24 protein-coding genes are annotated in these 25,502 nt (G+C 71.7%); 8 read left to right on the top strand and 16 right to left on the bottom strand.

Annotated elements, in window-relative coordinates; all coding sequences use genetic code 11:
• Positions 1 to 875: 875 nt before the first annotated feature.
• Positions 876 to 2,924, top strand: a complete 2,049-nt coding sequence (locus LDL48_RS45370; protein WP_225254429.1) for a MinD/ParA family ATP-binding protein — start codon at positions 876 to 878, stop codon at positions 2,922 to 2,924.
• Here LDL48_RS45370 and LDL48_RS08295 read toward each other — a convergent pair.
• Positions 2,921 to 3,346, bottom strand: coding sequence for a DUF3151 domain-containing protein (locus LDL48_RS08295; RefSeq protein WP_225254428.1), 426 nt, complete (start codon positions 3,344 to 3,346; stop codon positions 2,921 to 2,923). The two genes, LDL48_RS45370 and LDL48_RS08295, sit on opposite strands and share 4 nt — an antisense overlap.
• Positions 3,347 to 3,356: 10 nt before the next feature.
• Positions 3,357 to 4,346, bottom strand: a complete 990-nt coding sequence (locus LDL48_RS08290) for an ADP-ribosylglycohydrolase family protein (RefSeq protein WP_225254427.1) — start codon at positions 4,344 to 4,346, stop codon at positions 3,357 to 3,359.
• A gap of 18 nt (positions 4,347 to 4,364) precedes the next feature.
• Here LDL48_RS08290 and LDL48_RS08285 point away from each other — a divergent pair, with 18 nt between their 5' ends.
• Positions 4,365 to 5,561 carry an LOG family protein gene (locus LDL48_RS08285; RefSeq protein WP_225254426.1) on the top strand — a complete coding sequence of 399 codons (1,197 nt, stop codon included), beginning with the start codon at positions 4,365 to 4,367 and terminating at the stop codon, positions 5,559 to 5,561.
• On the opposite strand, the gene LDL48_RS08280 is transcribed toward LDL48_RS08285, so the two are convergent.
• From LDL48_RS08280 to fbaA, 3 genes are all read right to left on the bottom strand, one after another.
• On the bottom strand, positions 5,547 to 6,752 hold the full coding sequence (locus LDL48_RS08280) for an alpha/beta hydrolase family protein (RefSeq protein WP_225254425.1): 1,206 nt from the start codon (positions 6,750 to 6,752) through the stop codon (positions 5,547 to 5,549). The genes LDL48_RS08285 and LDL48_RS08280 overlap by 15 nt on opposite strands.
• Before the next feature lie 76 nt (positions 6,753 to 6,828).
• Positions 6,829 to 7,344: a hypothetical protein gene (locus tag LDL48_RS08275; RefSeq protein ID WP_225254424.1), complete on the bottom strand. Its 516-nt coding sequence runs from the start codon at positions 7,342 to 7,344 to the stop codon at positions 6,829 to 6,831.
• A gap of 108 nt (positions 7,345 to 7,452) precedes the next feature.
• A complete protein-coding gene (fbaA, locus tag LDL48_RS08270; RefSeq protein WP_225254423.1) occupies positions 7,453 to 8,478 on the bottom strand; it encodes a class II fructose-bisphosphate aldolase in 1,026 nt (341 codons plus the stop codon).
• A 192-nt stretch (positions 8,479 to 8,670) separates the two neighbouring features.
• Between fbaA and LDL48_RS08265 the strand changes: the two genes are divergently transcribed.
• Positions 8,671 to 8,850, top strand: a complete 180-nt coding sequence (locus LDL48_RS08265; RefSeq protein WP_225254422.1) for an Rv3202a family protein — start codon at positions 8,671 to 8,673, stop codon at positions 8,848 to 8,850.
• A gap of 15 nt (positions 8,851 to 8,865) precedes the next feature.
• Here the strand turns inward: LDL48_RS08265 and LDL48_RS08260 are convergent, their stop codons facing one another.
• The 6 genes from LDL48_RS08260 to LDL48_RS08235 all read right to left on the bottom strand — a co-directional run bounded on the left by LDL48_RS08260 (position 8,866) and on the right by LDL48_RS08235 (position 13,803).
• The gene (locus LDL48_RS08260; RefSeq protein WP_225254421.1) at positions 8,866 to 9,636 is read right to left on the bottom strand and encodes a DedA family protein; all 771 of its coding nucleotides are present in this window, start codon (positions 9,634 to 9,636) and stop codon (positions 8,866 to 8,868) included.
• A gap of 106 nt (positions 9,637 to 9,742) precedes the next feature.
• Complete coding sequence (locus tag LDL48_RS08255) at positions 9,743 to 10,417, bottom strand: class II aldolase/adducin family protein (RefSeq protein WP_225254420.1); 675 nt, start codon at positions 10,415 to 10,417, stop codon at positions 9,743 to 9,745.
• A 96-nt stretch (positions 10,418 to 10,513) separates the two neighbouring features.
• Complete coding sequence (locus tag LDL48_RS08250) at positions 10,514 to 10,891, bottom strand: ArsR/SmtB family transcription factor (protein ID WP_014440216.1); 378 nt, start codon at positions 10,889 to 10,891, stop codon at positions 10,514 to 10,516.
• Positions 10,892 to 10,948: 57 nt separating this feature from the next.
• Positions 10,949 to 11,341, bottom strand: coding sequence for a hypothetical protein (locus tag LDL48_RS08245; protein ID WP_225254419.1), 393 nt, complete (start codon positions 11,339 to 11,341; stop codon positions 10,949 to 10,951).
• 398 nt (positions 11,342 to 11,739) lie between these two features.
• Positions 11,740 to 12,717 (bottom strand): hypothetical protein, encoded by a 978-nt coding sequence (locus LDL48_RS08240; RefSeq protein WP_225254418.1) that lies wholly within the window; start codon positions 12,715 to 12,717, stop codon positions 11,740 to 11,742.
• 141 nt (positions 12,718 to 12,858) lie between these two features.
• Positions 12,859 to 13,803, bottom strand: a complete 945-nt coding sequence (locus LDL48_RS08235; RefSeq protein ID WP_225254416.1) for a hypothetical protein — start codon at positions 13,801 to 13,803, stop codon at positions 12,859 to 12,861.
• 344 nt (positions 13,804 to 14,147) lie between these two features.
• Here LDL48_RS08235 and LDL48_RS08230 point away from each other — a divergent pair, with 344 nt between their 5' ends.
• A complete protein-coding gene (locus LDL48_RS08230; protein WP_225254415.1) occupies positions 14,148 to 14,324 on the top strand; it encodes a hypothetical protein in 177 nt (58 codons plus the stop codon).
• Positions 14,325 to 14,366: 42 nt separating this feature from the next.
• Here the strand turns inward: LDL48_RS08230 and clpB are convergent, their stop codons facing one another.
• Positions 14,367 to 16,955, bottom strand: a complete 2,589-nt coding sequence (gene clpB / locus LDL48_RS08225) for an ATP-dependent chaperone ClpB (RefSeq protein WP_225254414.1) — start codon at positions 16,953 to 16,955, stop codon at positions 14,367 to 14,369.
• A 110-nt stretch (positions 16,956 to 17,065) separates the two neighbouring features.
• Between clpB and LDL48_RS08220 the strand changes: the two genes are divergently transcribed.
• The 4 genes from LDL48_RS08220 to LDL48_RS08205 all read left to right on the top strand — a co-directional run bounded on the left by LDL48_RS08220 (position 17,066) and on the right by LDL48_RS08205 (position 20,587).
• Positions 17,066 to 18,277, top strand: a complete 1,212-nt coding sequence (locus LDL48_RS08220; RefSeq protein WP_225254413.1) for an MFS transporter — start codon at positions 17,066 to 17,068, stop codon at positions 18,275 to 18,277.
• 10 nt (positions 18,278 to 18,287) lie between these two features.
• The gene (locus LDL48_RS08215) at positions 18,288 to 18,785 is read left to right on the top strand and encodes a cation:proton antiporter regulatory subunit (RefSeq protein ID WP_225254412.1); all 498 of its coding nucleotides are present in this window, start codon (positions 18,288 to 18,290) and stop codon (positions 18,783 to 18,785) included.
• A gap of 16 nt (positions 18,786 to 18,801) precedes the next feature.
• Complete coding sequence (locus tag LDL48_RS08210; RefSeq protein ID WP_225254411.1) at positions 18,802 to 20,007, top strand: cation:proton antiporter; 1,206 nt, start codon at positions 18,802 to 18,804, stop codon at positions 20,005 to 20,007.
• A gap of 133 nt (positions 20,008 to 20,140) precedes the next feature.
• A complete protein-coding gene (locus LDL48_RS08205; protein ID WP_225254410.1) occupies positions 20,141 to 20,587 on the top strand; it encodes a hypothetical protein in 447 nt (148 codons plus the stop codon).
• Positions 20,588 to 20,638: 51 nt separating this feature from the next.
• Here the strand turns inward: LDL48_RS08205 and LDL48_RS08200 are convergent, their stop codons facing one another.
• From LDL48_RS08200 to dnaK, 4 genes are all read right to left on the bottom strand, one after another.
• Positions 20,639 to 21,079: a heat shock protein transcriptional repressor HspR gene (locus tag LDL48_RS08200; RefSeq protein WP_225254409.1), complete on the bottom strand. Its 441-nt coding sequence runs from the start codon at positions 21,077 to 21,079 to the stop codon at positions 20,639 to 20,641.
• 22 nt (positions 21,080 to 21,101) lie between these two features.
• Complete coding sequence (gene dnaJ, locus LDL48_RS08195) at positions 21,102 to 22,295, bottom strand: molecular chaperone DnaJ (protein WP_225254408.1); 1,194 nt, start codon at positions 22,293 to 22,295, stop codon at positions 21,102 to 21,104.
• A 67-nt stretch (positions 22,296 to 22,362) separates the two neighbouring features.
• Positions 22,363 to 23,001, bottom strand: a complete 639-nt coding sequence (grpE, locus tag LDL48_RS08190; RefSeq protein ID WP_225254407.1) for a nucleotide exchange factor GrpE — start codon at positions 22,999 to 23,001, stop codon at positions 22,363 to 22,365.
• Positions 22,998 to 24,893, bottom strand: coding sequence for a molecular chaperone DnaK (gene dnaK / locus LDL48_RS08185; RefSeq protein WP_225254406.1), 1,896 nt, complete (start codon positions 24,891 to 24,893; stop codon positions 22,998 to 23,000). The genes grpE and dnaK overlap by 4 nt, the downstream gene beginning before the upstream one ends.
• Between the last annotated feature and the right edge of the window lie 609 nt (positions 24,894 to 25,502).

Raw genomic sequence — 25,502 nt, 5'->3', positions numbered from 1 at the left:
CATCCGTGGAGGACGAGAACGCCGACCGCGTCTACGTCCCGGGCACGAATCCCACGCCACCCGCCCGAGACGTGGAACCGTTCTGGCCGCCGGAGGAGCTGGAGGCTCCGGTGCACGGCGGCCGTCCCGTACCGCACGATGCCCCGCCCGCACTACCCCTGCCCCGGCCACCGGACGTCTACCGGCCGGCCGACCGGACCGTACTGCCGCCACCCGCGCCGCCACCGGTACCGGCGCCCCGGACACCCGCGCCGCGCGGTCCGGTCCCGGCGGCCGGTGATCCGCCGACGCAGGCCTGGCCCAACATCGGACCGCGGTCGGCGCCCCCAGCGGATCCGGCGATTCCCGGCGCTTTCCCGAATCCCGGCGCTTCTCCGACCCCCGGCACGTCTCCGATTCCCGGCGCATCTGCGACCCCCGGCACGTCTCCGATTCCCGGCGCACCTGCGACCCCCGCACCCCCGCCCCTCGGCGTGCGTCCGATCCCTGACGGACCGACCGCGGCCGGTGGACCGCCCGACCCGGGTGGACCGCCCGCGGTCGGTGGGCCTCCCGCCTCGAGTAGTTCGGCGGCGGCAGGCGGGCCGCCAGCCCTGGGTGGATCGGCTGCGGCTGGCGGACCTCCCGCTCCGAGCGGGCCGGCCGCGAGCGGTGGATCTTCCGCTCCGCCCGGGCCGGCCGCGAGCGGTGGATCTTCCGCTCCGCCCGGGCCGGCCGCGAGCGGTGGATCTTCCGCTCCGCCCGGGCCGGCCGCGAGCGGTGGGTCAGCTGGTCCCGGTCGACCGGTCGTCACCGGTGACTTCGGCGGGAACGCGGTCCGAAATGGATCGCTCGGATCGACGTCCGAGGGTCCGGCGGCCGGGCCGGCTTCCGGTGTGCCGGATTCGCCCTGGGCCCAACCACCGCAGCGCCCCACCGCCCCGTCCCAGCGGAACACCTCGGCGGCCGGCCAGTCCGCCGCGGCTGCGTTTCCCGCCGGGCGGCGCCCCGCGGAAACATCGCTCCACGGCACGCCGGTCACCGGTCCGTCGCCCACCGGCCGGTCCGCCACGGGCGCGTCACCCACCAGCCAGCACTCGCCCGGCCAGCCCTCGCCCGGACCCGCCGGCCAGCACTCGCCCGGCCAGCACTCGCCCGGCCAGCCGGCACCCGGACCCGCCGGCCAGCACTCGCCCGGCCAGCCGGGGCCCGGCCAGCCCTCGCGAAGCCAAGCCTCGCCAAGCCAGTCCTCACCGCCCCCGGCGCGCTCACGCCAGCCCGAAGCCGCCGCCCAGGCCCAGGCCGCCCAGGCCCAGGCCGCCCACCCCCACCCGAGCCAGACCCGTCCGAGCCAGACGGGAAGGTCCCCGGACACCGGTTCCCCGGGCGGGTTCGGACCGGCGGGTGTGGACATCCGGCCACTGGGTGACCCGGGCAGGGTCACGCCGTCGCAGGACGCGGCGCCGGACCCATCCGGGCCGCCGGTGTACTACCCGCAGGCCGACTCGACGCCGTCATCCAACGGCGCCGCGCCGCAGTCAGCAGCGGTCTACCGGCCCGGACCGGTGACCCCCGACACACCCCGCGGACCGTTCCCACCCACGCCGGGACCACAGGCCACGCCGCCCCATCCCGCGCCAGGCCCCACAGCCGGCCCGCAGGATGCATCCCAACCCCGAGCGACCCCCGGCTCCCACGGCGCAGCCGGACCCGGACCACACGGCGCACCCGGACCACACGGCGCACCCGGAACCCACACGCCGCAGGGACCGCACGGCGCGCCCGGACCCCACACGCCGCAGGGACCACACGGCGGACCCGGAACCCACACGCCGCACGGACCGCACGGCGCACCCGGACCACACGATCCGGCCGCGCCCCAGGCCCCGCCCGGTCCCTACCCCCCAACCGTCGACCCGAGGGCCGTCCCGCCACACCCGCAGCTGCACCAGCCCGACCCCGGCCAGCCCGCCCCGGTGGACCCGTACCAGCAGGTGCCCTGGGTCTCCGACGGCACGCCGACCGCGGAGGAGTTCGCCCGGCGCCGGCTGGCGAAGCCGGCCGAGCCGGTGGCGACCATGGGCCCGCGCGCCCTGCTCACCAAGGGCACCATGGGCCTGGTCCGGCTGGCGCCGGGTAAGCGGGAGCAGGAGTACAAACAGGACGTCGAGATGGTCCGCCGGAACTTCGGTGGGCTGCGCCAGGTCACCGTGGTCAACCCGAAGGGCGGCGCCGGCAAGACGGTGGCGGTGCTGCTGCTCGCCATGACGTTCGGGCAGAAGCGCGGCGGGTACGTGCTGGCCTGGGACAACAACGAGACCCAGGGCACTCTGGGCATGCGGGCGCAGCAGGACTTCCACGCCCGTACGGTGCGCGACATGATGCGCGACCTGCATCTGTTCCGTGGCTCGCACGGGCGGGTCGGCGACCTGTCGCAGTATGTGCGCGCCCAGGGTGAGGGCATGTTCGACGTGCTGGCGTCGGACGAGTCCGCCACGGCCGGCGAGATGCTGACGGCGAGCGCGTTCGCGGAGATCCGGGAGATCGTCAGCCGGTTCTACAAGCTGATCTTCGTGGACACCGGCAACAACGTGCGCGCGCAGAACTGGCAGGCGGCGATGGATGCCACCGACCAGTTGGTGATCACGATGTCGGCCCGGAACGACTCGGCGGAGACGGCCGCGCGGATGCTGGACCACCTGGAGCAGAGCGGCCGGCAGCGGCTGGTCCGGCAGGCGGTGAGCGTGGTGTCGATGCCGCCGACCCGCAAGGACATCGACCTGCCGGCGATCGAGCGGCACTTCGCCGCGCGGACCCGGGCGGTGTTGCTGGCGCCGTACGAGAAGCTGATCGACTCGGGTGAGCCGATCCGCTACGGCCAGTTGTCCAACAACACCCGGGACGCCTGGCTGAAGATCGCCGCCGCGGTGGCCGAGGGCCTCTAGCCTCTCAGCGCGTCGGCGGCGGCCGGGTCGCTGTCGGAGAGGAACTGCGCGCACCGGGCCGCCTCGTCCGCCTCGCCGATCGCGTCGGCCGCCCGGGACAGCGTGTAGAGGCAGCTCAGGAAGCCCCGGTTGGGCGCGTGCGACCACGGGATCGGGCCGTGGCCCTTCCAGCCGTTGCGGCGCAGTGCGTCCAGGCCGCGGTGGTAGCCGGTGCGGGCGTACGCGTACGCCATGACCGGCTGGTTCGCGTCGAGCGCACGGGTGGCGAGCGGTGCCCACACGGCGCTGTAGGCGGGGAACCGGGCGGCGGCGTTGGCGTGCGCCTCGTCGGTGCCGGCCTGCGCGGCCTCGGCGAGTGCCCGGTCGGCCTCGTCGTCGGCCGGGAGCAGGGTGGCCGGCGGCTGGGGAAGGAGGTTCTGCATGCCCCCGAGCCTAGTCCCAGGCCGCGCCGAGCCGAGCGATGCGGTCGGCGTACTCGATGCGGGTCTGCCAGGTCTCCGGCCAGGCCGCCAGGCCGTGCGCCGCCCCCGCGAAAGCCCCGGCCAGGCAGGCGATCGAGTCGGAGTCGCCGGAGGTGGCCGCGCCGCGGCCGAGCACCGCGACCGGGTCGTCGGGGGAGATCAGATAGCAGTACAGCGCGGTCGCCAGGGCCTCCTCGGCGATCCAGCCGGCGCCGGTGGCCAGACACGGATCGCCGTGATGCGCACCGCGCGCCAGCGCCTCCGCCACCCGGTCCAGCGCGGCGCCGCACTCGTCCCATCCGACCGCGATGAACTCGGCCGGGGACCCGGCGCCGGCCACCTTCCACAGGTCGCCCAGCCACCGTTCGTGGTAGGTGGACCGCTGGTCGATGCAGCGCCGGCGGAGTGCGCCGAGCAGGTCGGCCGGGTCGAGGCCACGGCCGAGCCAGTGCACCGCGTACGCGGTCAGTTCGCTCGCCGCCAGCCCGGTGGCGTGACCGTGGGTGAGTCCGGCCTGGAGTTGCGCGGCGCCGGAGCGCTGTTCGTCGGTCAGCCCGGGCAGCAGCCCGACCGGCGTGACCCGCATGTTCGCGCCGCAGCCCTTGGACTGGACCTGGCTCGCCTGTTGCCACGGCCGCCCGTCCTCCAGGTCGGCGCAGGCCCGCAGGCAGGTGGCGCCCGGCGCCCGGTTGTTGTCGGGGCTGACCGCCCAGGCCAGGAACGCCCGGCGAAGCGGTGGCTCGAACGCCTCGGGCGTGACCGTGTCCGCCTCCCGGAGCGCCTCGCCGACGGAAAGCATCATCTGGGTGTCGTCGGTGACCCGGGCCGGATTCCCGTCGAGCCGGCGCGGTCCGCCCGGTCCGTACGTGGCCAGGATCGTCTCGTAGTCCTGGAACTCGGTCGGCGCGCCCAGCGCGTCCCCGTACGCCAACCCGAACACTGATCCCGACGCGTTTCGCACGCTGACTACCCTACGGTCATGCCCGGTGATCCTCTGCAGCCCGTGTTCGGCGGCGACGCACCCTTCGATGCGACCGCGTTCGAGATCGAGTCGCGCGCCGAATTCGACACCCACGTGACGAAGCGGTCCCTCGCCGACCTGGTCCTGCTTGGCCTGGACCTGGATGCCGATGCGCCGGACTTCGCCGAGGTGGACGTGCGGGGGGCGCTGTTCGTCGGCTGCCGGCTGGCGTCCGCCGAGGTCGAGATCGATCTGATCCGCCGCGGCGCGCATCTGGTGCCGCCGTTCGGTGCCCTGCCGTACCCGACGCACCCGGCCCTGTTGTACACGCCGGAGGATCTGTCGTCCGGGTTCGCCGAGCGCGGGTTCGCCGGCATGTACGACACCCTGGTGTACGAGCATTTCCGCGCGCACGGCGGCGCCGGACCGGACATCCGGGAGGCGATCGCGCAGCGGCTGCACGACGCCGGCATCGACAACGCGCTGGGCAAGGCGCTGGCCGCCTGGGTCGACGTGCACGGCACCGAGGGTGCGGTGGGGATCATGGGCGGGCATGCGGAACCGCGGGGCTCGGCGGCGTACCGGATGGCGGCGGACCTGGCCTGGCGACTGGCCGGCGCCGGGCGGCTGATCGTGACCGGCGGCGGGCCCGGGGTGATGGAGGCGGCGAATCTCGGCGCCTACTTCGCCGGCCGGCCCGCCGGCGAACTGTCCGCGGCGATCGACCGGCTGGCGGTCGCGCCGGACTTTCTGGACCACGACCCCTACACCGCCGCGGCGCTGGACGTCCGGGACGCCTATCCCGCGCCCGCGGACGATCTGGTCGCCCGGCTGACCCACGGCGGGCTGGCGTTGCCCACCTGGCTGTACGGTCACGAGCCGGCCAACCTGTTCGCCGGCCAGATCGGCAAGTACTTCTCGAACGCGGTCCGGGAGGACTCGATCCTGCGCCTGTCCCGCGGTGGCATCGTGTTCGCTCCCGGCTGGGCCGGCACGGTGCAGGAGGTGTTCCAGGCGGCGACCAAGACGTTCTACCGGACCGACGGGCCGTCCGGCGCGTTCGTGTTCCTGGGCGTGGCGCACTGGCGTGCGCTCCCGGTGGAGTCGCTGCTGCGGCCGTTGCTGGCCCGCTCGCCGCACGGTGACCAGTCGGGGCTGCTGCTGGTCACCGATTCGCTGGACGAGGCGGTCGCGGCCCTGTCAGGCCCGCGCTAGCGAGCCGAACCAGCGGGCCGCCCAGGCGACACCGCGGACGTTGCTGCCGAGGTGCGTCGACCCGTCGTGGGCCAGGTCGCCGACGTCCACGGCGGGCGCGTGCAGGGCGGCGGCGCAGTGCTCGGTGTTCGCCGCCGGCACCTGCTCGTCACCGGCCGAGAAGATCAGGCGCACGGGTACGTCCGGCAACTCCCCGGCGCACGTGCCGTCGTGTGCCCGGAGCGCCGCCGCGAACCGTCCGGCGGGCCGGTCCAGCAGCGCGCGGGCCGCCGGGCTGAACAGCTCGTCGATGCGGTCCGGCAGCGTGCCGGCCAGGTCCGCGCCGGTGTGCAGGCTGTCGAACAACGCCTCGGCCCGGCCTGCGTAGTCCGCGGTGAACAGTGGACCGTCGGACAGGTTGTGCAGCCGGTCCCAGGCGACCATGAGGTACGCGAGGTAGCCGACGTTCCACGGCGGCGGCACGACGCCGTCCCGCAGGGCGGGCAGTTCCACGCCGGCCAGGTCGTACGCGCCGGCGATCGGCGCCAGCGCTCGCAACCGCAGGTCCCGGTCGGCGCCGGACCGCAACGCCCGGGCCAGCCCGATGGCCGCGGTGGCGCCCTGCGAGAACCCGGTCACCCAGACGTCGCCGGTCATCCGGTGCCCGGTGGCCGGCAGGTAGGCACGGGCGGCGCGCAGCAGGTCCACGCCGGCCGTGGTCTCCGACGGCACGTGCAGGTACGGGTGCGTACCGGACCCGAGTCCCAGACCCAGGTAGTCCGGCGCGACCGTGACGAACCCGGCGGACCCGAAGGTCAGCGCCGGTGCGGGCGACCAGCCGTCCGGGCTCGTCGACGGCGCGTCGGCGCGGTGGATTTCGGTGCCGTGCGCGTACGAGACGGTGGGTAGTTCCCGGGTCGTCGTCCGGGGCACCGCGAGCAGGCCGCTCGCGACGGCGGCCCGGCCGGCCGGGTCCACGGTGGAGTAGGTGAGCCGGTAGGTGTCGACGCCGTACCGGGTGGCGGTGGCGTCGAAGCCGGCGGCGGTGAGCGCCCGCGACACGTCCGCCGCGGTGCGCAGGGTGCGCAGCGGCTCGGCGGTCAGCAGGCGGCCGCGTGCGGACGTGCGCTCTCCGTTCGCGGCGACGGGCGCCGCGACGGCGGTGAGGAGGACGGCCGCGGCGATCGCGACCCGGAGCAGAGGGATTCGCATGGTTCGACGCTAGGAACGGCCGGCCGCGCGGGACATCCTGCTACCCGGCGCCTTCGCGGTGGGGACAGCCTGACCCTCAGGCCACGTGCACCCGGCGCCAGTTGTGCACCGGCAGGTCGACCTCGGGTACGTCGGCCAGCCCGTTCTCGTCCATCGCGTTGTAGATCGCGAGCCGGGCCCCCTCGAAGAGGAACTCGACCGCGTGCAGGATCCGGGGCCGCCACTCGGCGGTGGTGACCAGCTCGATGATGTTCACCGCGCGCAGCGGGCGGCCGCGGGCGTTGCGCAGCGCCGAGTGCGGGTCCGGACGCCAGTCGAGGTGGGTGTACCAGTCGACGGGCAGGCTGAGGTCGACCGTGTTCCAGGTGATCGCGCACTCGTCGAACTTGCGGTGGGTGATCTCGACCCGGTGCTTGCCGAAGTCGAGGATGACCGGACCGTCGGCGAACCAGCCGCGTTCGGCCATGTCCCACATGAGCCAGCCGCAGCGCAGCTTCCGGCCGATCAGCCGGGCGAACCGGAGGCGGTGCACGGCGGCGAGGGCCTCGGCGTCGTGATGCCATTCAGGGTCATAACCCTCGATGCCGAGCACGATCACCCACCTTCGTCCGGAACCGGACGATCGTACCCACGCATCGGCGCGACCCGGCAACACGAGCGCGGCCGGCCCCCTCGATGGGGACCGGCCGCGCCCGGTCGATTACTTGGAGAGTGTGGTGCCCGTCGAGCGCAGGTGCTCGCACGCCTCGACGACGCGCTTCGCCAGCCCGTTCTCGGCCAGCTTGCCCCAGGCCCGCGGGTCGTACGCCTTCTTGTTGCCAACCTCGCCGTCGATCTTCAGCACGCCGTCGTAGTTCTTCAGCATGTGGTCCACGACCGGCCGGGTGAACGCGTACTGCGTGTCGGTGTCGATGTTCATCTTCACCACGCCGTAGTCGAGCGCCGACCGGATCTCCTCCAGCAGCGAACCGGAGCCGCCGTGGAAGACCAGGTCGAACGGCTTCTCCTTGCCGACCTTCGCGCCGACCTGCTCCTGGATGTCCTTGAGGATCTCCGGGCGCAGCTTGACGTTGCCGGGCTTGTACACGCCGTGCACGTTGCCGAAGGTCAGCGCCGTCATGTAGCGGCCCTTCTCGCCGGTGCCGAGCGCCGCGGCGGTGGCCAGGCCGTCCTCGACGGTCGAGTACAGCTTATCGTCGATCGCGCCGACGACGCCGTCCTCCTCGCCGCCCACGACGCCGACCTCGATCTCCAGGATGATCTGCGCGGCCGCGGCCTGGGCGAGCAGCTCCTCGGCGATCTGCAGGTTCTCGTCCAGCGGTACGGCCGAGCCGTCCCACATGTGCGACTGGAACAGCGGCGCCTTGCCGGCCGCGACGCGCTCGGCGGAGACCGCCAGCAGCGGGCGGACGAAGCCGTCGAGCTTGTTCTTCGGGCAGTGGTCGGTGTGCAGGGCGACCGTGATCGGGTAGTTCTTGGCCACCTCGGTGGCGAACTCAGCGAGCGCGACCGCACCGGTCACCATGTTCTTCACCGTGGGGCCGGACACGTACTCCGCGCCGCCGGTGGAGATCTGGATGATGCCGTCGCTACCGGCCTCCGCGAAGCCCTGCAGGGCGGCATTCAGGGTCTGCGAGGAGGTCACGTTGATCGCGGGGTACGCGAACGCGCCGGCCTTGGCGCGGTCGAGCATCTCGCGGTAGACCTCAGGGGAAGCGATGGGCATCGAAAGGGCTCCTTGATCTTCCGTCCTTCAGAGGGCAGGACCGCGCTGTCCTCCAGCAGGCAGTATTCCGCAGCGGGTGACCGCTACGGAAATCGGCCCGTTTGCCGGAGCAGATCAGCGGGGATCAGGGACCGTTCGGGGCCCCGCGGCCGTACCGTGAAGAGGGTCAACCCGACCATAGAGGGAGCGACGATGACTGAGCCGCAGAATCTCGACACCGAGGCCCCCGAGGCCGACGCCGCCGAGCAGGCCGTCAACGCGGATCCCGCCGACAACTCCCGGTCCGGCTCCGCGTCGTCGAGCATCGAGGCCCCGGAGTGGGACGCCCAGGAGCAGTCGCTCGAGGTCCCGCTGGATGACGACTACCGCTGAGCCCGGACCGGCGGGTCAGTCACGCCCGGGGACCCGGGCCACTCCGCGGGCCGAGTGCCGTCCGCCGTCGGTCGGGTAGACGTTCGGGTCGCCCAAGCCGTCGAGGTCGGGCGCGGGCGAGCCGTCGACGTCCGCCACCGCGGGATCGACGCCGGCCGCCAGCGCCCGGCGGCGGGCGAGAAAGCGCCGGGTGACGAGGAAGGCGACGAACGCGACTCCGAGGGCGAGGACGATCTTGCTGACCGGGCTGAGGTATCCCTCGACGCGCTCCCAGTTGTCGGCGAGCAGCCAGCCGGCGCCGATCAGGGCGGCGTTCCAGATGCCGCTGCCGATCGCCGTGAACGTCAGGAACTTCACCACCGACATCCGGGCCACGCCGGCGGGCAGGGAGATCAGGCTCCGGATGATCGGGATGCACCGGGCGACCAGCACCAACCAGGTGCCGTGCCGGTCGAAGAGCGCGTAGCCGCGCTCCACGTCGGCGCGGGTGGCGAGGATGAACCAGCGCTTCCCGGCCAGGGCGTGCAGGCGGTCGTAGCCCAGCCAGGCACCGAGGTAGTAGAGGACCAGGGCACCGGCCAAGGCACCCAGCGTGGCGGAGGTCCAGACGGCGAGCACGTTGAGCTCGCCGTCGCGGGACCGGAATCCCGCCAGCGGAAGAATCAGCTCGGACGGAATCGGCGGGACGACCGTCTCGATGAAGAGCAGGAGCCCGACACCGATCGCGCCGAGCGCGTCGACGAGGCGGAACACCCAGTCGCTGATCCACTCGGTGATGCTTCCCATACTCGCGTCCGTCTCCTCGTCACCGCCGGCCGGCCCGCAGAGGAGCCGCTAGTGCGCACCAGGGTACGACCCACCGGTTGCACGCCCGCCTGGAGCAACGGGTCTGTCAGACCGTGAGGCCGGCCGCCGAGTGGAGGCGGTCGAGGAAACCCTCGGGGCAGTCGCGAAGACCGTCCAGTCGGCCGGCGGCGAGCGCACGGTAGGTCAGCGCCGCCGCCTCGTCCAGATTGCGGGCGCGCTTGTGCGCCAGCTCGACGGTGTCCGCCATCACCACGCAGCCGTGATGGCTCAGGATCAGGCAGTTCGTGCCGTCGGCGGCTATCGCGGCGGTGAGAGCCGCCAGTTCGGTGCCGCCGGGCGACCGGAACGGCACCGTGGACACGCGACGCAGGTAGAACGCGTGATCCGTGGTGACGATCCGGACGTGCTCCCCCAGGGCGTCGAGCAGCAACGCCGTCTGCGGGTGCAGATGGACCACCGCGTTGACGTCTTCCCGGGCGCGGTACAGCGCCAGGTGCAGGGCCAACTCGCTGGTCGGTTCCAGGTGTGTGGTCGGGACGGCTCCGACGGCTGCGGGCGAGCCGTCGGAGATCCGTACCGATGCAAAGGTGGTGCGACTGAGCCGATCCAACCAGGCACCGCTAGCGGTGACCCAGCAGATGTCCTCGCCCGGAATCCGGGCGGAAAGGTTTCCGCCCGATCCGCAGACCAGACCGGCCTGGACCACGTCGTATCCCACATGCGCGAGCTGGTCGCGCAAGTCGCCGGGGACGTAGTTCACCCGTTGTCTCCTCGGGTCCTCATGGGGTGGACTCTGATGGAGGTCTCCGGGCCTGGCGTCACGGCTGTCGCGGTGACGCCAGGCATCCGTGAACGGTCAGCGCGCCTTCTTGGTGGCCCGCTTGCGAGGCGGGGTGAGCAGATCCGCGATGGTTGCGATCGCGGTCGGCACCAGCCGGTAGTACGCCCACACCCCACGCTTCTCCCGCTCGAGCAGCCCTGCCTCGGTCAGGATCCGCAGGTGGTGGCTCACCGTCGGCTGGGACAGCCCGAGCGGGGCGGTGAGGTCGCAGACGCACGCCTCGCCGTCCGTAGCGGACTGGATAAGGCTGAGCAGCCGCAGCCGAGCCGGGTCTGCGAGGGCCTTCAGCACACCCGCAAGACGCTCGGCGTCGGCACGTTCAATTGGCTCGCCGGCAAGCGGCGAGATCTGAGGCATTGTCATTTCCGCCAACGCAGTTCCCACGATCTCCATCCTTCCACCTACTGCATCGATTCTCCTGCATGTACGCAGGAACGAACCGGCTGACTTTCAGGCCGTAAGGCCGACATCGATCGCCTTGTCGGTCGAACGAGACCACTCACCGGCAGCCCGCACGGCAGTGCTCCCACCTCGTTCGACCATTCGTCGGACACCGACTTCGGTCTCTGCCACCTGCAACGCCTCAGCCGCCGTCTGGTCGCTGCCGAAGCGCATCAAGCTCCCGATCCCCACCCCGGGAGTGAGACGCTTCACATTGTCGATTTCTCGATCCGTACCGTCGGCGGTGCGGCCCTGCCAACCCGTTTCCCCAACCGGACGCTGCGTCGTCACCCGGTGGTGGTGCCCGACCCCCCTTGCATCACGACCCGATGAAAGCACGTCACAACTCTGCGCAACTCCTCTTTCAGTGATGAATTTACGCAGGTCGCGGTCGTCTTCCATGACATCGAGAGTACTGGCTGAAGGAAAACCGGAACCTTCCGCCCCGCCGGGAAGGAAAGGAACTATTGACCCATCGCTCTACCTCACCGGACTAGAAAGAATATTTACAGTGCGGCGTCCGGTTTCGGCGGGTGCAGGGTACATAGACGCAGCTCAAAGCGCCCTCGAGGGGCTTCGGCGGGCCCCCGGAGGGGCGGTCACCGTGAGAGCGCTTCCGCGAACTGTGCCCAGGGCCGCATAGCACCTTTGCCCGTACGTCGGAAACACGCACCGAGAAGTTCCGGACCAAACCGGCCGGTCGGTGCCCCACGATGCGTCTTTCTACCCGGAAAGTTACCCGTTCGGAGGAGGGACGACCATCGATGTCTTGAGCATCACAAGCCGGACCGGCGACCCGGTCAGCTGGACGGACGGGCCCAGAACTCGTCGTCCGGGCCCGCCGGCGGGCGGTTTCCGGTGGCTGTCGGTGATCCCGGGACGGCTTCCGGCGGCGATCCGGCGGTCTGCGGCCACGCCGCCGGCCCGGCCGCACCCGGCGGAAAGGGACCGGGCGGGTACGGGGGGTGACCGCCGGCCGCGCCCGGGTACGGCGGGTAGGGGCCGCCCGTAGGCGGGGCGTAAGCGTGCGGCGGACCGGCGTAGGCATGCGGCGCCCCGGCGTGCGGCGGCGGGTAGGCATGTGGTGGCCCGGCGTGCGGTGGCGGGTAGGCATGTGGAGGCCCGGCGTAGGCATGCGGCGCCCCGGTGGAGGGCTGCGCGGGCTGCCCGCCCAGGGTGGGCAGCCGACTGAAGGCGGACGCCCCGGGTGCGGCGGCAGCGCGGGACTTGTCGAAGAACGCCCCCGGTGCGGCGATCAGCAGGCCCGCGATCACCAGATAGCCCACCATCTGCGCGATGGCGAGCCCCAGGTTGACGCTGATCCAGTTCTCCGGGTACGACTCGGACAACAGCACGCCCAGCGCGGCGGGATCGCCGTCGCCGCTGCGCTGGCCCGCCACCGCCGCGGTGGAGCCGCAGCCGAAGGCCAGACCCAGCCCGCTGGCCACCCAGCTGCCGATCCGGGCCGCGTTGCTGCCGCGCCGCAGCGTGAACGCCAGCGCGGCGAAGAGCGCGAACAGGAGCACGGCGAGCACCGCGGCCAGCGCGGCGAACATCCAGACGACGGTCACGTACCCGTCGACGTCCGTCGCGTCCGCACCGCGCGCCGAATCCCGGAACCGGTCCAGCGTGCCGGGCACCACGGCCATCGTGACGATGGCGTACACCAGCCCGGCCAGCCCCATGAACGCCAGCAGACCGGCCGCCAGCTCGACGGTGACCGGCCGCCGCGGCGCCGGGGTGGGTGCCGGGGGTGGCGGCTGGGCTGGGTACGACATGGGCGACTCCCGCGCGTTATTCGGTTGCGCCGAACCTACCCGGACGGTGCGGCGGATTCCGGATTCCCCGGTGCCCGGGGCCGTTCGTGCCGATCTCCGCGGGCCGGCACGCGGCCCACGGAGATCGGCGAGGGGAGTCGGCTAGGCCGGATCCGAGGGTGGCTTGCGGTCCGCGTCGGGAGCGGACGGCGGCGCGGCCGGTCCGGTGTCGGAGGGACCGCTGCCGGAGGGACCACCATCAGCGGGACCGGCCGGCGGCGGCGCCGACGAGGGCCCGTCGGAAGCCGGCGGAGCGGGGGGAGGCCCGTCCGAAGCCGGCGGAGCGGACGGAGGCCCGTCCGGAGCCGGCTGACCACCGGGCGCATCCGCCGGCTGCTGCCCCGGATGCGGCGGGTATCCCGGCTGCCCCGGGTAGGGCTGCCCCGGGTGACCCGGCTGTCCGGGGTAGCCCGGCTGCGGGTACGGCGGCTGGCCGGTCTGCGGCTGGCCGGGGTACGGGTACGCCATCGAGGGGTCCCAGGTCTGCTGCGGCGCGCGGAAGAACGCGTTCGACGCCGGCAACGCCAGCAGGATGACCGCCCCGAGGAGGGTGAGCATGGTGATCACGCCGAGCGCCACGGTGACCGGCGTGTACCACGACGGGAGGGTGTCGGAGAGCTGCTGCTCGATCTCCCGCTGGGTCGGCCCGTTGCCGGTATCCATGTTGATCGAGCCGGACACCGCGCTGCCGGCCAGCCCGACGCCGGTGCAGCAGATCGAGATCCCGCCGAGCACCCAGGTGGTGATGCGGGCGGCGTTGCGGCCCCGGTTGTTGAAGATGGCGAGAATGGCGAGAGCGGCGGCGAACACCACGCCGATGACCACACCGACCACCGTGATACCCACGACGATCGCCTCGGTGCCCTCGGCGTCGGTGCCCTGGGTCGCGGACCGGTAGACCTCCGAGGTGTCACCGATGACGCTGACCTCGAGGATGCCGCCGAGGGCGGAGAGCGCGGCGGTCGCCCAGAGCAGATACGACGAGACGGAAACGGTGGTGGGCCGGGGGCGTGATTCCGCCGCGGCCTGGTTAGACGGAAAAGTCACGATGCCTCCTTGATCGAATCACGGTATCGGGCGCGCGCGAGATGCGCGACCTCAGTACGCAGAAGGCGCCTATGTGGCAACATCGGGCGACGACGGAGCAAAACGCCCGAAACGGGTCGCCCGATCAGGGGGCGACATGACTGGACCCGGCACCATAGACTTCCATCCCGTGGCGCCCCGCTGGCAGCAGAGACCTCCAGCGACGCCCCCTGCCCGACCGAGTCGCCGCCCCCGCTCACTACCTGCCGGGGCCGAGGCAGACCGGATCAGGGCACCTTCCCGATTGCGCCGGCCGCGTGACCACACCGCGGCCGCCCCAGACCTGACAAGGACCGGTGAGTCCCATGCCCCACGCCGACACCCTGACCGTCGTTCACCATGACGACACCCGGACCCGGTATACCGACGTTCGCTACCAACTGGTTCGCGACGGCATCCGGATCTGGTCGGACGAGGGGGAACACGCCCTCACCGACATCCTCATGACCCACGCCTACCGGCAGCGGGAGGCGACGGAGTAGACGAGAGAGGGCCCCGGGAGACCGGGGCCCTCTTTTCGTGTCTCAGGCGCGGCTGACGGTCAGCGTGTCCTTCGTGTCGCCGAGATCCACCACCACCGTGTCGCCGTCGCTGATCTCGCCGGCCAGCAGCGCCTTCGCCAGCGAGTCCCCGATCGCCGACTGGACCAGCCGGCGCAGCGGCCGGGCGCCGTAGACCGGGTCGTACCCGTGCTCGCTCAGCCACTGCACGGCGGCGTCGGAGACGTCCAGCACCAGGCGCCGGTCGGCCAGGCGGGTCCGCAGCCGGCCGAGCTGGATGTCCACGATCGCGGCCAGGTCGCGCGGGGTGAGCGAGTGGAACACCACGATGTCGTCCAGCCGGTTCAGGAACTCCGGCTTGAAGTGCGACCGCACCACCGCCATGACCTCCTCCCGGCGTTCCTCGTCGCCGAGCGTGAAGTCGGAGATGACGGACGAGCCCAGGTTGGACGTGAGCACCAGGATGGCGTTGCGGAAGTCGACCGTACGGCCCTGGCCGTCGGTGAGCCGTCCGTCGTCGAGGACCTGCAGCAGCACGTCGAAGACGTCCGGGTGGGCCTTCTCCACCTCGTCGAGCAGCACCACCGAGTACGGCCGGCGGCGGACCGCCTCGGTGAGCTGGCCGCCCTCCTCGTAGCCGACGTACCCGGGCGGTGCGCCGAGCAGGCGGGCGACGGAGTGCTTCTCGCCGTACTCGGTCATGTCGATCCGGACCATCGCCCGCTCGTCGTCGAACAGGAACCCGGCCAGCGCCTTGGCCAGCTCGGTCTTGCCGACGCCGGTGGGGCCGAGGAACAGGAAGCTGCCGGTGGGGCGGTCCGGGTCGGCGACACCGGCCCGGGCGCGGCGGACCGCACCGGCGACCGCGGCCACCGCCTCGGCCTGGCCGACCACCTTGGCCTGAAGCGACTCCTCCATCCGGAGCAGCTTGGCGGTCTCGCCCTCGAGCATCCGGCCGGCCGGGATGCCGGTCCAGGAGGCGATCACCTCGGCGATGTCGTCCGCGCCGACCTCCTCCTTGACCATCGGCGGTTCGGCATTCTCCTGCTCGGCCGCCGAGGCGCTGGCGATCTCCTGCTCCAGGGCCGGGATCTCCTGGTACTGCAGCCGGGACGCCTTCTCCCACTCCGCGTCCCGCTGGGCGCGTTCCAGCTCGGCCTGCACCTCGTCGAGCTTCTTCTTCAGCTCACCGACCCGGTTCAGGCCGCCGCGCTCGCGTTCCCAGCGGGCGTTCAGCGCGGTCAGCTCCTCCTCGCGGTCGGCCAGGTCACGTTCCAGCCGCTCCAGCCGGGCCACCGAGGCCGGGTCGGTCTCCTTCTGCAGGGCCAGTCGTTCGACCCGCATCCGGTCCACCTGGCGCTGCAACTGGTCCAGCTCGACCGGCCGGGAGTCGATCTCCATACGCAGCCGGGACGCGGCCTCGTCGATCAGGTCGATGGCCTTGTCCGGCAGGAACCGGTCACTGATGTAGCGGTCGGAGAGCGCCGCCGCGGCGACCAGGGCGGCGTCGGTGATCTGCACCCGGTGATGCGCCTCGTACCGGCCCTTGAGCCCGCGCAGGATGCCGATGGTGTCCTCGACCGTCGGCTCGCCCACCACCACCGGCTGGAACCGGCGCTCCAGGGCCGGGTCCTTCTCGATGTGCTCGCGGTACTCGTCCAGCGTGGTGGCGCCGACCATGCGCAGCTCACCGCGGGCCAGCATCGGCTTGAGCATGTTGCCGGCGTCCATCGAGCCCTCGCCCTTGCCGGCGCCGACGACGGTGTGCAGTTCGTCCAGGAACGTGACGACCTGACCGTTGGAGTTGCGGATCTCCTCCAGGACCGACTTGAGCCGCTCCTCGAACTGGCCGCGGTACTGCGCGCCGGCCACCATGGCGCCCAGGTCCAGGGAGACGAGCCGCTTGTCGCGCAGCGTCTCGGGCACGTCACCGGCGATGATGCGCTGCGCGAGTCCCTCGACGATCGCGGTCTTGCCGACGCCGGGCTCACCGATCAAAACCGGATTGTTCTTGGTACGACGGGAGAGCACCTGGACGACGCGGCGGATCTCGGCGTCCCGGCCGATCACCGGGTCGATCTTGCCGTCGCGGGCCAGTGCGGTCAGGTCGACGCTGTACTTCTCCAGCGCCTGATAGGTCTGCTCGGGCTCGGTCGTGGTGACCCGCCGGTCCCCGCCACGAACCTGCGGGAACGCGGCGACCAGCGCCTCCTCGGTGGCGCCGGCGCCCCGCAGCGCCGCGCCCACCGCCCCGCCGACCCGGGCCAGACCGGCCAGCAGGTGTTCGGTGGAGACGTACTCGTCGGCGAGCGGCTTGGCGATCAGCTCGGCCTCACCGATGGCGTTGACGAACTCCCGGGACAGGCTGGGCTCGGCCATGCTGGCGCCCCGGGCGGACGGCAACTGTTCGATCGCGCGGGCGGCGATCCGGCGTACCTCGGCCGGGTTCGCGCCGACCGCGCGCAACAGCACCGGGGCGGTGGACCCGCCGGTGTCCAGCAGCGAAAGCAGCAGATGCCACGGCTCGACCGTGGCGTGGCCGCGCCGGCCGGCATCGGCCACGGCTCCGGTGATGACGTCGCGGCTCTTGGTGGTCAAACGTTCGGCGTTCATGTGCTCCCCTGATCGAGACTCCACGGAGTTTCGAAGCTCAGACTTGAGCGTATTCCACTCAACCTTACCCGGTCGAGAAAAGGTCGTACCCCGGCCGTAGCGTGCCCGGCATGGTGGTGCGGACGGTCGGCAGAGGCACCGGCCGCACGCTGCTTCCGCTCGGCCTGATGTTCCTCGCGGTCGGCATCTCCAGCGCTCTGATGCTGCCGTTCCTGGCGCTGTTCCTCAGCACCGAGGTCGGCGCCGGACCGGTCCGGGTGACCGTGTTCCTGATCGCCGCGCCGCTGTCCGGCGTGGTGGCCTCGTCGCTGGTCGCGCGGCTGTCCGACCGCCGGGCGATCCGCCGCCGGCTGCTGATCGGCGCCGCGCTCGCCGGCTTCGCCGGCTGCCTGGCCACCGCGTTCGTCCGGGACTACTGGATCCTGCTCGGCCTGGCGGTGACCGGGCTGGCCGTGGCCGGCGCGCTCTATCCACAGACCTTCGCCTTCGCCCGCCAGGTGCTGCTGCGGGACAATCCGGGCGGCGCGGCGATGGCGATCAGCTCGCTGCGCACGGTGTTCTCGGTGGCCTGGGTGGGCGGCCCGCCGCTGGCCGCGGTGCTGCTGCAGACCGGCGGCTTCCGGTACGTCTACGGCGCCGCCGCGCTGATGTATCTGGCGGCGGCCGCCGTGGCCACCTTCCGGCTCGTGGAGCCGCCGGCGATCGGCGCCGCGCCGGTCGAGGGCACCACCCCGGCGCCGGTCCCGGCCGGGCCGGACGCGTCCCGGGCCACGCTGCTGCTGGCCGCGGCCGGGTTCACGCTGCTGCAGTGCCCGCTGACGCTGGGTGCCCAGGCGCTCTCGCTGTACACCAGCAACGACCTCGGCGGTGACGTCAGCGACGCCGGCCTGATCCTCGGCCTGTGCGCCGCCCTGGAGATCCCGTTGATGCTCGGCCTCGGCTGGCTCTCCACCCGCCTGAAGCTGCGGTCGCTGATCCTCGGCGGCGCCGCCGTCGGAGCGGCCTACTACGCCCTGGCCACGGCGGCCGGGGCGGTCTGGGTGCTGCTGGTGGGGCAGCTGCTCCACGCGCTGTTCATCGCCGCGGTGTCCGGGCTGGGCATCTCGTACGTCCAGGAGATGCTGCCCCGCCAGCCCGGACGCGCGACCACGCTGTTCACCAACACGTTCCCGATCGGCGCCATGCTGGCCGGGCCGCTGCTGGGAGTCGCCCAGCTGTTCGGTTACCGGCTCGCCTACGCCATGGGCACCGCCCTGTGCGTCGCCGGACTGATCCTGCTCGTGGCGGCCCGCCCGCCCCGGCCGGATCACCAGGTCGGCTAGCGTAGAGATCGTGCGTGTACGGGTAGAACAGACTCCTCTGCCGGGCATCGGGGTTCGCCATGACCTGGTCACCGCGTCCGGTCGCACCGTCGGGGTGGTCTCGCACCGCAACGGCCGCCGCGACCTCGTCCTCTACGACGTGGACGACCCCGACTCGTGCCTGGCCTCCATCCCGCTGACCGACGACGAGGCGGAGGCGCTCGCCGACGTGCTGGGCGCGTCACTGATGCTCGGCCAGCTGGCCGGTCTGCGCCAGCAGGCGGCCGGCCTGCTCACCGAGCAGCTGGCGATCTCCGCCGGGTCACCGTTCGTGGGCCGCCGCCTCGGCGACACCCGCGCCCGCACCCGCACCAGCGCCTCCATCGTCGCGGTGCTGCGCGACCGTGAGGTGATCGCGTCTCCCGGCCCGTCCTTCGTCTTCCAGGCGAACGACGTGGTCGTGGTCGTCGGCACCCGGCAGGGCCTGGACGGTGTCACCGCCATCCTGGCCGGCGAGACCGCCGACTGAACCGGCGACCGACATAGTGCACAGTACGACGATCCTCCTGATCGAGGTCGGTGCGCTGCTCTTCGCGCTCGGCATGCTCGGTCGAATCGGTCGCCGCATCGGGCTCTCCCCCATCCCGCTCTACCTGCTGGCCGGACTGGCGTTCGGGCACGGCGGGCTCATCCCGCTCTCGGCCAGCGAGGAGTTCATCGAGGTCGGCGCGGAGATCGGCGTCATTCTGCTGCTGGTGATGCTGGGCCTGGAGTACTCGGCCGGCGAACTCGTCACCAACCTGCGCGCGTCCGCCCCGGCCGGCCTGCTGGACGTGCTGTTCAACGCGTTGCCCGGCGCCGCGTTCGCGATGCTGCTCGGCTGGGGGTGGGAGGCCGCCCTGGTGCTGGCCGGCATCACCTGGGTGTCCTCGTCCGGCGTGATCGCCAAGGTGCTCGGTGACCTCGGCCGGCTCGGCAACCGGGAGACGCCGGTCATCCTGTCCGTGCTGGTCATCGAGGACCTGGCGATGGCGTTCTACCTGCCGCTGATCACCGCCGTACTGGCCGGCGTGGGCCTGCTGGGCGGACTGCAGGCGCTCGCGGTCGCGGTGGTCACGGTGGTCGCGGTGCTGGTGGTGGCGATCCGGTACGGCGGCGCGATCTCCAGCTTCATGTCGGTGAAGGATCCCGAGGCGCTGCTGCTCAGCGTGCTCGGCCTGACCCTGTTCGTGGCCGGTGTGGCCGCCGAACTCAAGGTGTCCGCCGCGGTCGGCGCGTTCCTGGTCGGCATCGCGCTGTCCGGGCCGGTGGCCCACCACGCGACCCAGATGCTGTCGCCGCTGCGGGATCTGTTCGCCGCGGTCTTCTTCGTGTTCTTCGGGCTCTCCACCGACCCGGCCGACATGCCGCCGGTGCTGCTGCCGGCGCTCGGACTGGCCGTGCTGACCATGACCACCAAGGCGCTGACCGGCGTGTTCGCCGCGAAACGGGTCGGCATCGCGCTGCCCGGTCAGATCCGCGCCGGGCTCGCGCTGATGCCCCGGGGCGAGTTCTCCGTGGTGATCGCCGGCCTCGCCGTGGCCTCCGGCGTCGAACCGGAACTCGCCCCGCTGGCCACCGCGTACGTGCTGATCACCGTGGTCAGCGGCCCACTGCTGGCGCGGGTGCCGGACTACGCGTGGTTCAAGTTCCGGGTACGCCGACGGATGGCCCTCGCCCGTGCGGCCACCCCGCTCCCGTTGAACGACTGACCTGGGTACGGGCAGACAGCTCAAAGCTACTAGCCAGTACCAGATTGTGATCCCGTACTTCTTCCGCCGAATACTTACTGCGCGCTAGCGTGTCGGCTCGACAGAGTCATGTGTAGGAGCCCTAGGTGGCGACGTGAGCGTGCGTGAATCAACCTTTTTCGGATTCGCGAACCCGGTCGATCCTCGACCGGAGGAGCTTCAAGCATGGGCCTATCACCCCGAAGCCGTTCCACTGGACGCGATGCCGCCCGACTGGGACCTGTTGATCGCCGGTGACGTGCTCGCTCCGACGCTGTTCGAGCTGGCCATGGACCGCCAATGCCCGGCCCGCCGGTTCGCGCAGCACTGCATGTACATCTACGCCGCCGACGGGGTCCGGCCCAACGCCAGCTCCCAGCGCCGGCGGCGGCTCAAGAAGTATGTGGAGCGCGCCGAGGAGGTCGGCGACGAGCCGATGGCCATCTGGGCGCACAACTGCCGGGTGCTGATGAACCGGCCCGAACTCTTCGAGTACGAGGAATGGATCGAGGGCGGCCTGGTGCGCCACCCCCGGCGACTGGGACTGTTCGGCCGCCGCTGACGCGGTTCGGACGAGCGAAGCGGCTCCCGCGGGAGCCGCTTGCCCGTACCGCTACTTCTCGGTGGACCGCCGCGGGCGCCACACCACGAGCGCCGTCGAGGTCCGGTCCGGCCGGACCAGATCGCGGCGCGGGTACGCACCCATCGACTCCAGCTCGGCGATCCGGTGGTACGCGTGGTCGAGCTGCTGCTCCAGCTCGGCCACCCGCTGCTGCAGGTCGCCGAGCAGCTGCTCCAGCCCGATGATGCGCTTGATCCCGGCCAGGTTGACGCCCTCCTCCTGGCTCAGCTTCTGCACCTCACGCAGCAGCGCCACGTCGCGCTCGCTGTACCGCCGGCCACCGCCGCCGGTCCGGCCGGGCTGCACCAGCCCCAGCCGGTCGTACTGACGCAGCGTCTGCGGGTGCATCCCGGCCAGCCGGGCCGCAACGGAGATGATCAGGACCTTCGCATCGGAGGTCTGCTCCACCGAGATGCTGATGTCCTCATGCATGTGCCACCTCCCGTGGTCCTGATTACCCGAAGCGACGCAGCCGCGCGTCGATGCGGTCGCGGCCCGGCTGCGGGGTCAGCTTGGCGAACTTCTCCAGGGCGTCCCGGGCCTCGTCGGTCACCGAGGACGGCACCTGGACCTCGACCGTGACGATGAGATCGCCGGCCTGACCGTCCCGGCGCACCACACCCTTGCCCCGGGCCCGGAGCTTTCGGCCGCTCGGCGTGCCCGGCGGCACCCGCAGCGTCACCGGGGTGTCGAGGGTGGGAACGCGCAGGTCCGTGCCGAGCACGGCCTCCGCGAAGCTGATCGGTACGGTCAGCGTCAGGTCGTCACCGCTGCGCCCGAACAGATCGTCAGGACGCACCTTGACCTGCACGTACAGGTCGCCGGCCGGACCGCCGCGCTCGCCCGGCTCACCCCGGCCGCTGAGCCGGATCCGCTGACCGTCGGCGACACCGGCCGGGAAGCGGACGTTGATCGTGCGGTTCTTGGTGACCCCGCCGGTCCCCCGGCACTCCGGGCACTTCTGGTCCACGATGGTGCCCGCGCCCTGGCATTCCCGGCACGGCTCGGAGAAGCTGAACGACCCCTGATTGCGGGAGATCAGCCCGGAGCCGGAGCACTGCGGACAGGTCCGCGGCACGGTGCCCGGTTTCGCGCCGTTGCCGTGGCAGGTGTCGCACACTCCCGGTGACCGCAACGTCAGCGGCAACGTGGTGCCCTGCACGGCGTGGGTGAAGTCGAGCGTCACCTCGGCCTCGACGTCCCGGCCACGTTGCGGCCCGCCGCGACGCGCGCCGCCCGGGCCGGAACCACCGGAGAAGATCGTGCTGAAGATGTCGGAGAAGCCGGCGCCGCCGAACCGGCGGTCGCCGGGACCGCCACCCGCCCCGGCCCCGGAGAACCCGCCGAACAGGTCCGACGGGTCGAAACCGCCGCCGCCTCCGGTACGGGCACCGCGCCGGAACGCGCCCGAACCGAACAGCGAGCGCATCTCGTCGTACTCTTTGCGCTTCTTGTCGTCCGAGAGCACGTCGTAGGCCTCGGACGCGGCCTTGAACTTCTCCTCCGCGTCCGCGTTCCCCGGATTGCGGTCCGGGTGCAGCTCGCGGGCGAGCTTGCGATACGCCTTCTTGATCTCGTCGGCAGAGGCGGACTTGCTCACGCCGAGGACGGCGTAGAAGTCCTTCTCGAGCCAGTCCTTCGAGCTCAAACTGATTCACCTCCGCCCGGTGACACGTCCCGCCCGCCGATGCCGGCGGGCGGGACCTCCACGTGGATCACTCCGGCTCGGCGACCGCGACCAGTGCAGGCCGCAGCAGCCGCTCGCCGAGCGTGTAGCCGCGACGCATGACCTCGACACAGGTCGGCTCCGAGACGTCCGCGGACGTCTGGTGCGCGACCGCCTCGTGCCGGGTCGGGTCGAAGGGATCACCCTTCTCGCCGAACGCGACGAGTCCGAACTTGCCGGTCGCCGCGGTGAGCGACTCGGCCACCGTGGCGAACGGACCGACCAGGTCGCCGTGCTCCCGGGCCCGGTCGATGTCGTCGAGCACCGGCAGCAGAGCGGACAGCACCGCACCGGTGGTCTGCTCCGCCGCCGCGCCCCGGTCCCGGTCGACCCGTTTGCGGTAGTTGGCGTACTCCGCCGTCACCCGCTGCAGGTCGCGCGTCCGCTCGTCGAGCTCGGTACGCAGCGCCTCCAACTCGGCCCCGAGGCCGGGCTGCGGGGCCGGCGCCTCGGTGGCGTTACCCGTACCCTCCTCCGGTTCGGCGGCGCGGTGTGCGCCGCCGCCGTTGGGCTTTTTATCGCTCACGGGTTCCCCTGTTGCTGTGCCGTTCGGGTTGATCTTGCGCCGATCGCGGATGACGACCCGCTCGGTCGCCTGACCGTCGTTCTCGTCGTCCGCGCGGCTCACTTCTTGTCGTCCTCGACGATTTCCGCGTCCACCACGTCGTCCGCACCGCCGGCCGGACCAGCGCCGGCCGGACCCGCGCCCGCGCCCGGACCCGCGCCCGGACCCGCGTCCGCGCCCGGAGCCTGCGCACCGTCCGGACCCGGCGCACCCTCGGCGCCCTGCTGCGCGTACAGCAGGGAACCGGCCTCCTGGGAGACCTTGGCGAGGTTCTCGTGCGACGACTTGATCTTCTCGATGTCGTTGCCGCCGAGCGCGCCGCGCAGGTCGCCGAGGGCCTCGGAGATCTTGGTGCGGTTCTCCTCGGGCAGCTTGTCACCGCTCTCCGCCAGGAACTTCTCCGTCTGCCACTGAAGCTGCTCGGCCAGGTTGCGGGTCTCCGCATCCTCCTTGCGCTTCTTGTCGTCGTCGGCGTGGTCCTGAGCGTCGCGCATCATCCGCTCGATGTCGTCCTTCGGCAGCGCGGAGCCACCGGTGATCGTCATCTTCTGCTCCTTGCCGGTGCCCATGTCCTTGGCGGCCACGTGCACGATGCCGTTCGCGTCGATGTCGAAGGTGACCTCGATCTGCGGCACGTTGCGCGGCGCCGGGGGCAGGCCGGTCAGCTCGAAGGTGCCGAGCTTCTTGTTGTACGCGGCGATCTCGCGCTCGCCCTGGAACACCTGGATCAGCACCGACGGCTGGTTGTCCTCGGCCGTGGTGAAGACCTCGGAGCGCTTGGTCGGGATGGTGGTGTTGCGCTCGATCAGCTTGGTGAAGATGCCGCCCTTGGTCTCGATGCCCAGCGAGAGCGGGGTCACGTCGAGCAGCAGGACGTCCTTGACCTCACCCTTGAGCACACCGGCCTGCAGCGCCGCGCCGACCGCGACCACCTCGTCCGGGTTCACGCCCTTGTTCGGCTCCCGGCCGGTCAGGCTCTTGACCAGCTCGGAGACGGCCGGCATGCGGGTCGAGCCGCCGACCAGGATGACGTGGTCGACGTCCGCGACCTTGACGCCGGCGTCCTTGATGGCCTGCTCGAACGGGGCCTTGCACCGGTCCAGCAGGTCCTGCGTCATGCGCTGGAACTCGGCCCGGCTCAGGGTCATGTCCAGGTGCAGCGGCCCGTCCGGGCCGGCCGTGATGTACGGCAGGTTGATGCTGGTGGTGGTGGCCGCGGACAGCTCGATCTTGGCCTTCTCGGCGGCCTCGCGCAGACGCTGCAGGGCCATCTTGTCGGCGCTCAGGTCGATGCCGTTCTGGCCGCGGAACGTCTTGACCAGGTGGTCGATGACCCGCTGGTCCCAGTCGTCGCCGCCGAGGTGGTTGTCACCCGAGGTGGACTTCACCTCGATGACGCCCTCGCCCAGCTCCAGCAGCGAGACGTCGAAGGTGCCGCCGCCGAGGTCGAAGACCAGGACGGTCTGCTCCTTGGAGCCCTTGTCCAGCCCGTACGCCAGCGCGGCCGCGGTGGGCTCGTTGACGATCCGCAGGACGTTGAAGCCCGCGATCTCGCCGGCCTCCTTGGTGGCCTGGCGCTGCGCGTCGTTGAAGTACGCCGGGACCGTGATGACCGCGTCGGTCACCTGCTCGCCGAGGTAGGCCTCGGAGTCCCGCTTGAGCTTCATCAGCACCCGCGCGGAGATCTCCTGCGGGGTGTACTTCTTGCCGTCGATATCGACGGACCAGTTGGTGCCGACCTCCCGCTTGACCGAACGGATGGTCCGGTCCGGGTTGGTCACCGCCTGGCGCTTCCCGACCTCGCCGACGAGCACTTCGCCGTTGCGCGCGAAGGCGACGATGGACGGGGTCGTCCGGGATCCCTCCGCGTTGGCGACAACGGTGGGCTCGCCGCCTTCCAGAACGCTGACGCAGGAGTTCGTGGTTCCGAGGTCGATGCCGACCGCACGTGCCATGTTCGCTTCCTCGCTTCTTGCCGACCATGTCCGGCCCGTGGCGCCGTCGGGCGCCGGGCTCGCTTCCACAAGTTGAGTGGACCGGACTCAATGATGCCACGCCGGATCAAGTCGTCAAGTCGAAGTTGAGCGAACTAGGCGCAAGTCGGTGCCGATGCACGGGCGAGATACCTGTCCGGTCACGGCACACCGGTACCTGTTGTCTGCGATGCATAGATCGGGCACGCTTTACCCGTGACGACGCACGGTGACGCGGTCGGTCCGGCCTCCGCCGCCGCATCCGCGCGAACATTGAAGAAGGACAACGACGCCGCCCTGGCCGTGGCGTCCGAGAAGGCCGCCGAGACCACCCCCGACGATGCGGAAAACGCAGGTCAGGACGCCACGGTCGAACAGACGGCGGCCGAACGCGCACCGTCCGGGAAGGACCGGCCTGCGCCCGCCGAGGAGGCGCCGGCCGCGGTTGTCGAGCCTGAGGTGGCGCCCGCCGGCGAGTCGGCACCGGCCGAGAAGTCCGAACCCGACGCGGAATCCGCGCCGGCTGCGGGGTCCACGGCCGCCACGGAATCCGAGCCAGTCGCCAATTCGGACGCGACCGCCACCGAAGAG

The sequence above is a fragment of the Jidongwangia harbinensis genome (assembly GCF_020216025.1).
Lineage (GTDB): Bacteria > Actinomycetota > Actinomycetes > Mycobacteriales > Micromonosporaceae > Actinoplanes > Actinoplanes harbinensis.
Note: the sequence above shows the minus strand (reverse complement) of the source record. Positions and strands in the feature narration are given on the sequence as shown.

Bases quoted from the DNA above. Each gene is read 5' to 3' on its own strand.
- LDL48_RS08280 (WP_225254425.1), bottom strand. From the start codon at position 6,752: ATGCGAATCCCTCTGCTCCGGGTCGCGATCGCCGCGGCCGTCCTCCTC.
- LDL48_RS08200 (WP_225254409.1), bottom strand. From the start codon at position 21,079: ATGCATGAGGACATCAGCATCTCGGTGGAGCAGACCTCCGATGCGAAG.
- LDL48_RS08285 (WP_225254426.1), top strand. From the start codon at position 4,365: ATGCCCGGTGATCCTCTGCAGCCCGTGTTCGGCGGCGACGCACCCTTC.
- LDL48_RS08295 (WP_225254428.1), bottom strand. From the start codon at position 3,346: ATGCAGAACCTCCTTCCCCAGCCGCCGGCCACCCTGCTCCCGGCCGAC.
- LDL48_RS08265 (WP_225254422.1), top strand. From the start codon at position 8,671: ATGACTGAGCCGCAGAATCTCGACACCGAGGCCCCCGAGGCCGACGCC.
- LDL48_RS08220 (WP_225254413.1), top strand. From the start codon at position 17,066: ATGGTGGTGCGGACGGTCGGCAGAGGCACCGGCCGCACGCTGCTTCCG.
- LDL48_RS08250 (WP_014440216.1), bottom strand. From the start codon at position 10,891: ATGGAGATCGTGGGAACTGCGTTGGCGGAAATGACAATGCCTCAGATC.
- LDL48_RS08245 (WP_225254419.1), bottom strand. From the start codon at position 11,341: ATGGAAGACGACCGCGACCTGCGTAAATTCATCACTGAAAGAGGAGTT.
- LDL48_RS08240 (WP_225254418.1), bottom strand. From the start codon at position 12,717: ATGTCGTACCCAGCCCAGCCGCCACCCCCGGCACCCACCCCGGCGCCG.
- clpB (WP_225254414.1), bottom strand. From the start codon at position 16,955: ATGAACGCCGAACGTTTGACCACCAAGAGCCGCGACGTCATCACCGGA.
- dnaK (WP_225254406.1), bottom strand. From the start codon at position 24,893: ATGGCACGTGCGGTCGGCATCGACCTCGGAACCACGAACTCCTGCGTC.
- LDL48_RS08260 (WP_225254421.1), bottom strand. From the start codon at position 9,636: ATGGGAAGCATCACCGAGTGGATCAGCGACTGGGTGTTCCGCCTCGTC.
- LDL48_RS08230 (WP_225254415.1), top strand. From the start codon at position 14,148: ATGCCCCACGCCGACACCCTGACCGTCGTTCACCATGACGACACCCGG.
- fbaA (WP_225254423.1), bottom strand. From the start codon at position 8,478: ATGCCCATCGCTTCCCCTGAGGTCTACCGCGAGATGCTCGACCGCGCC.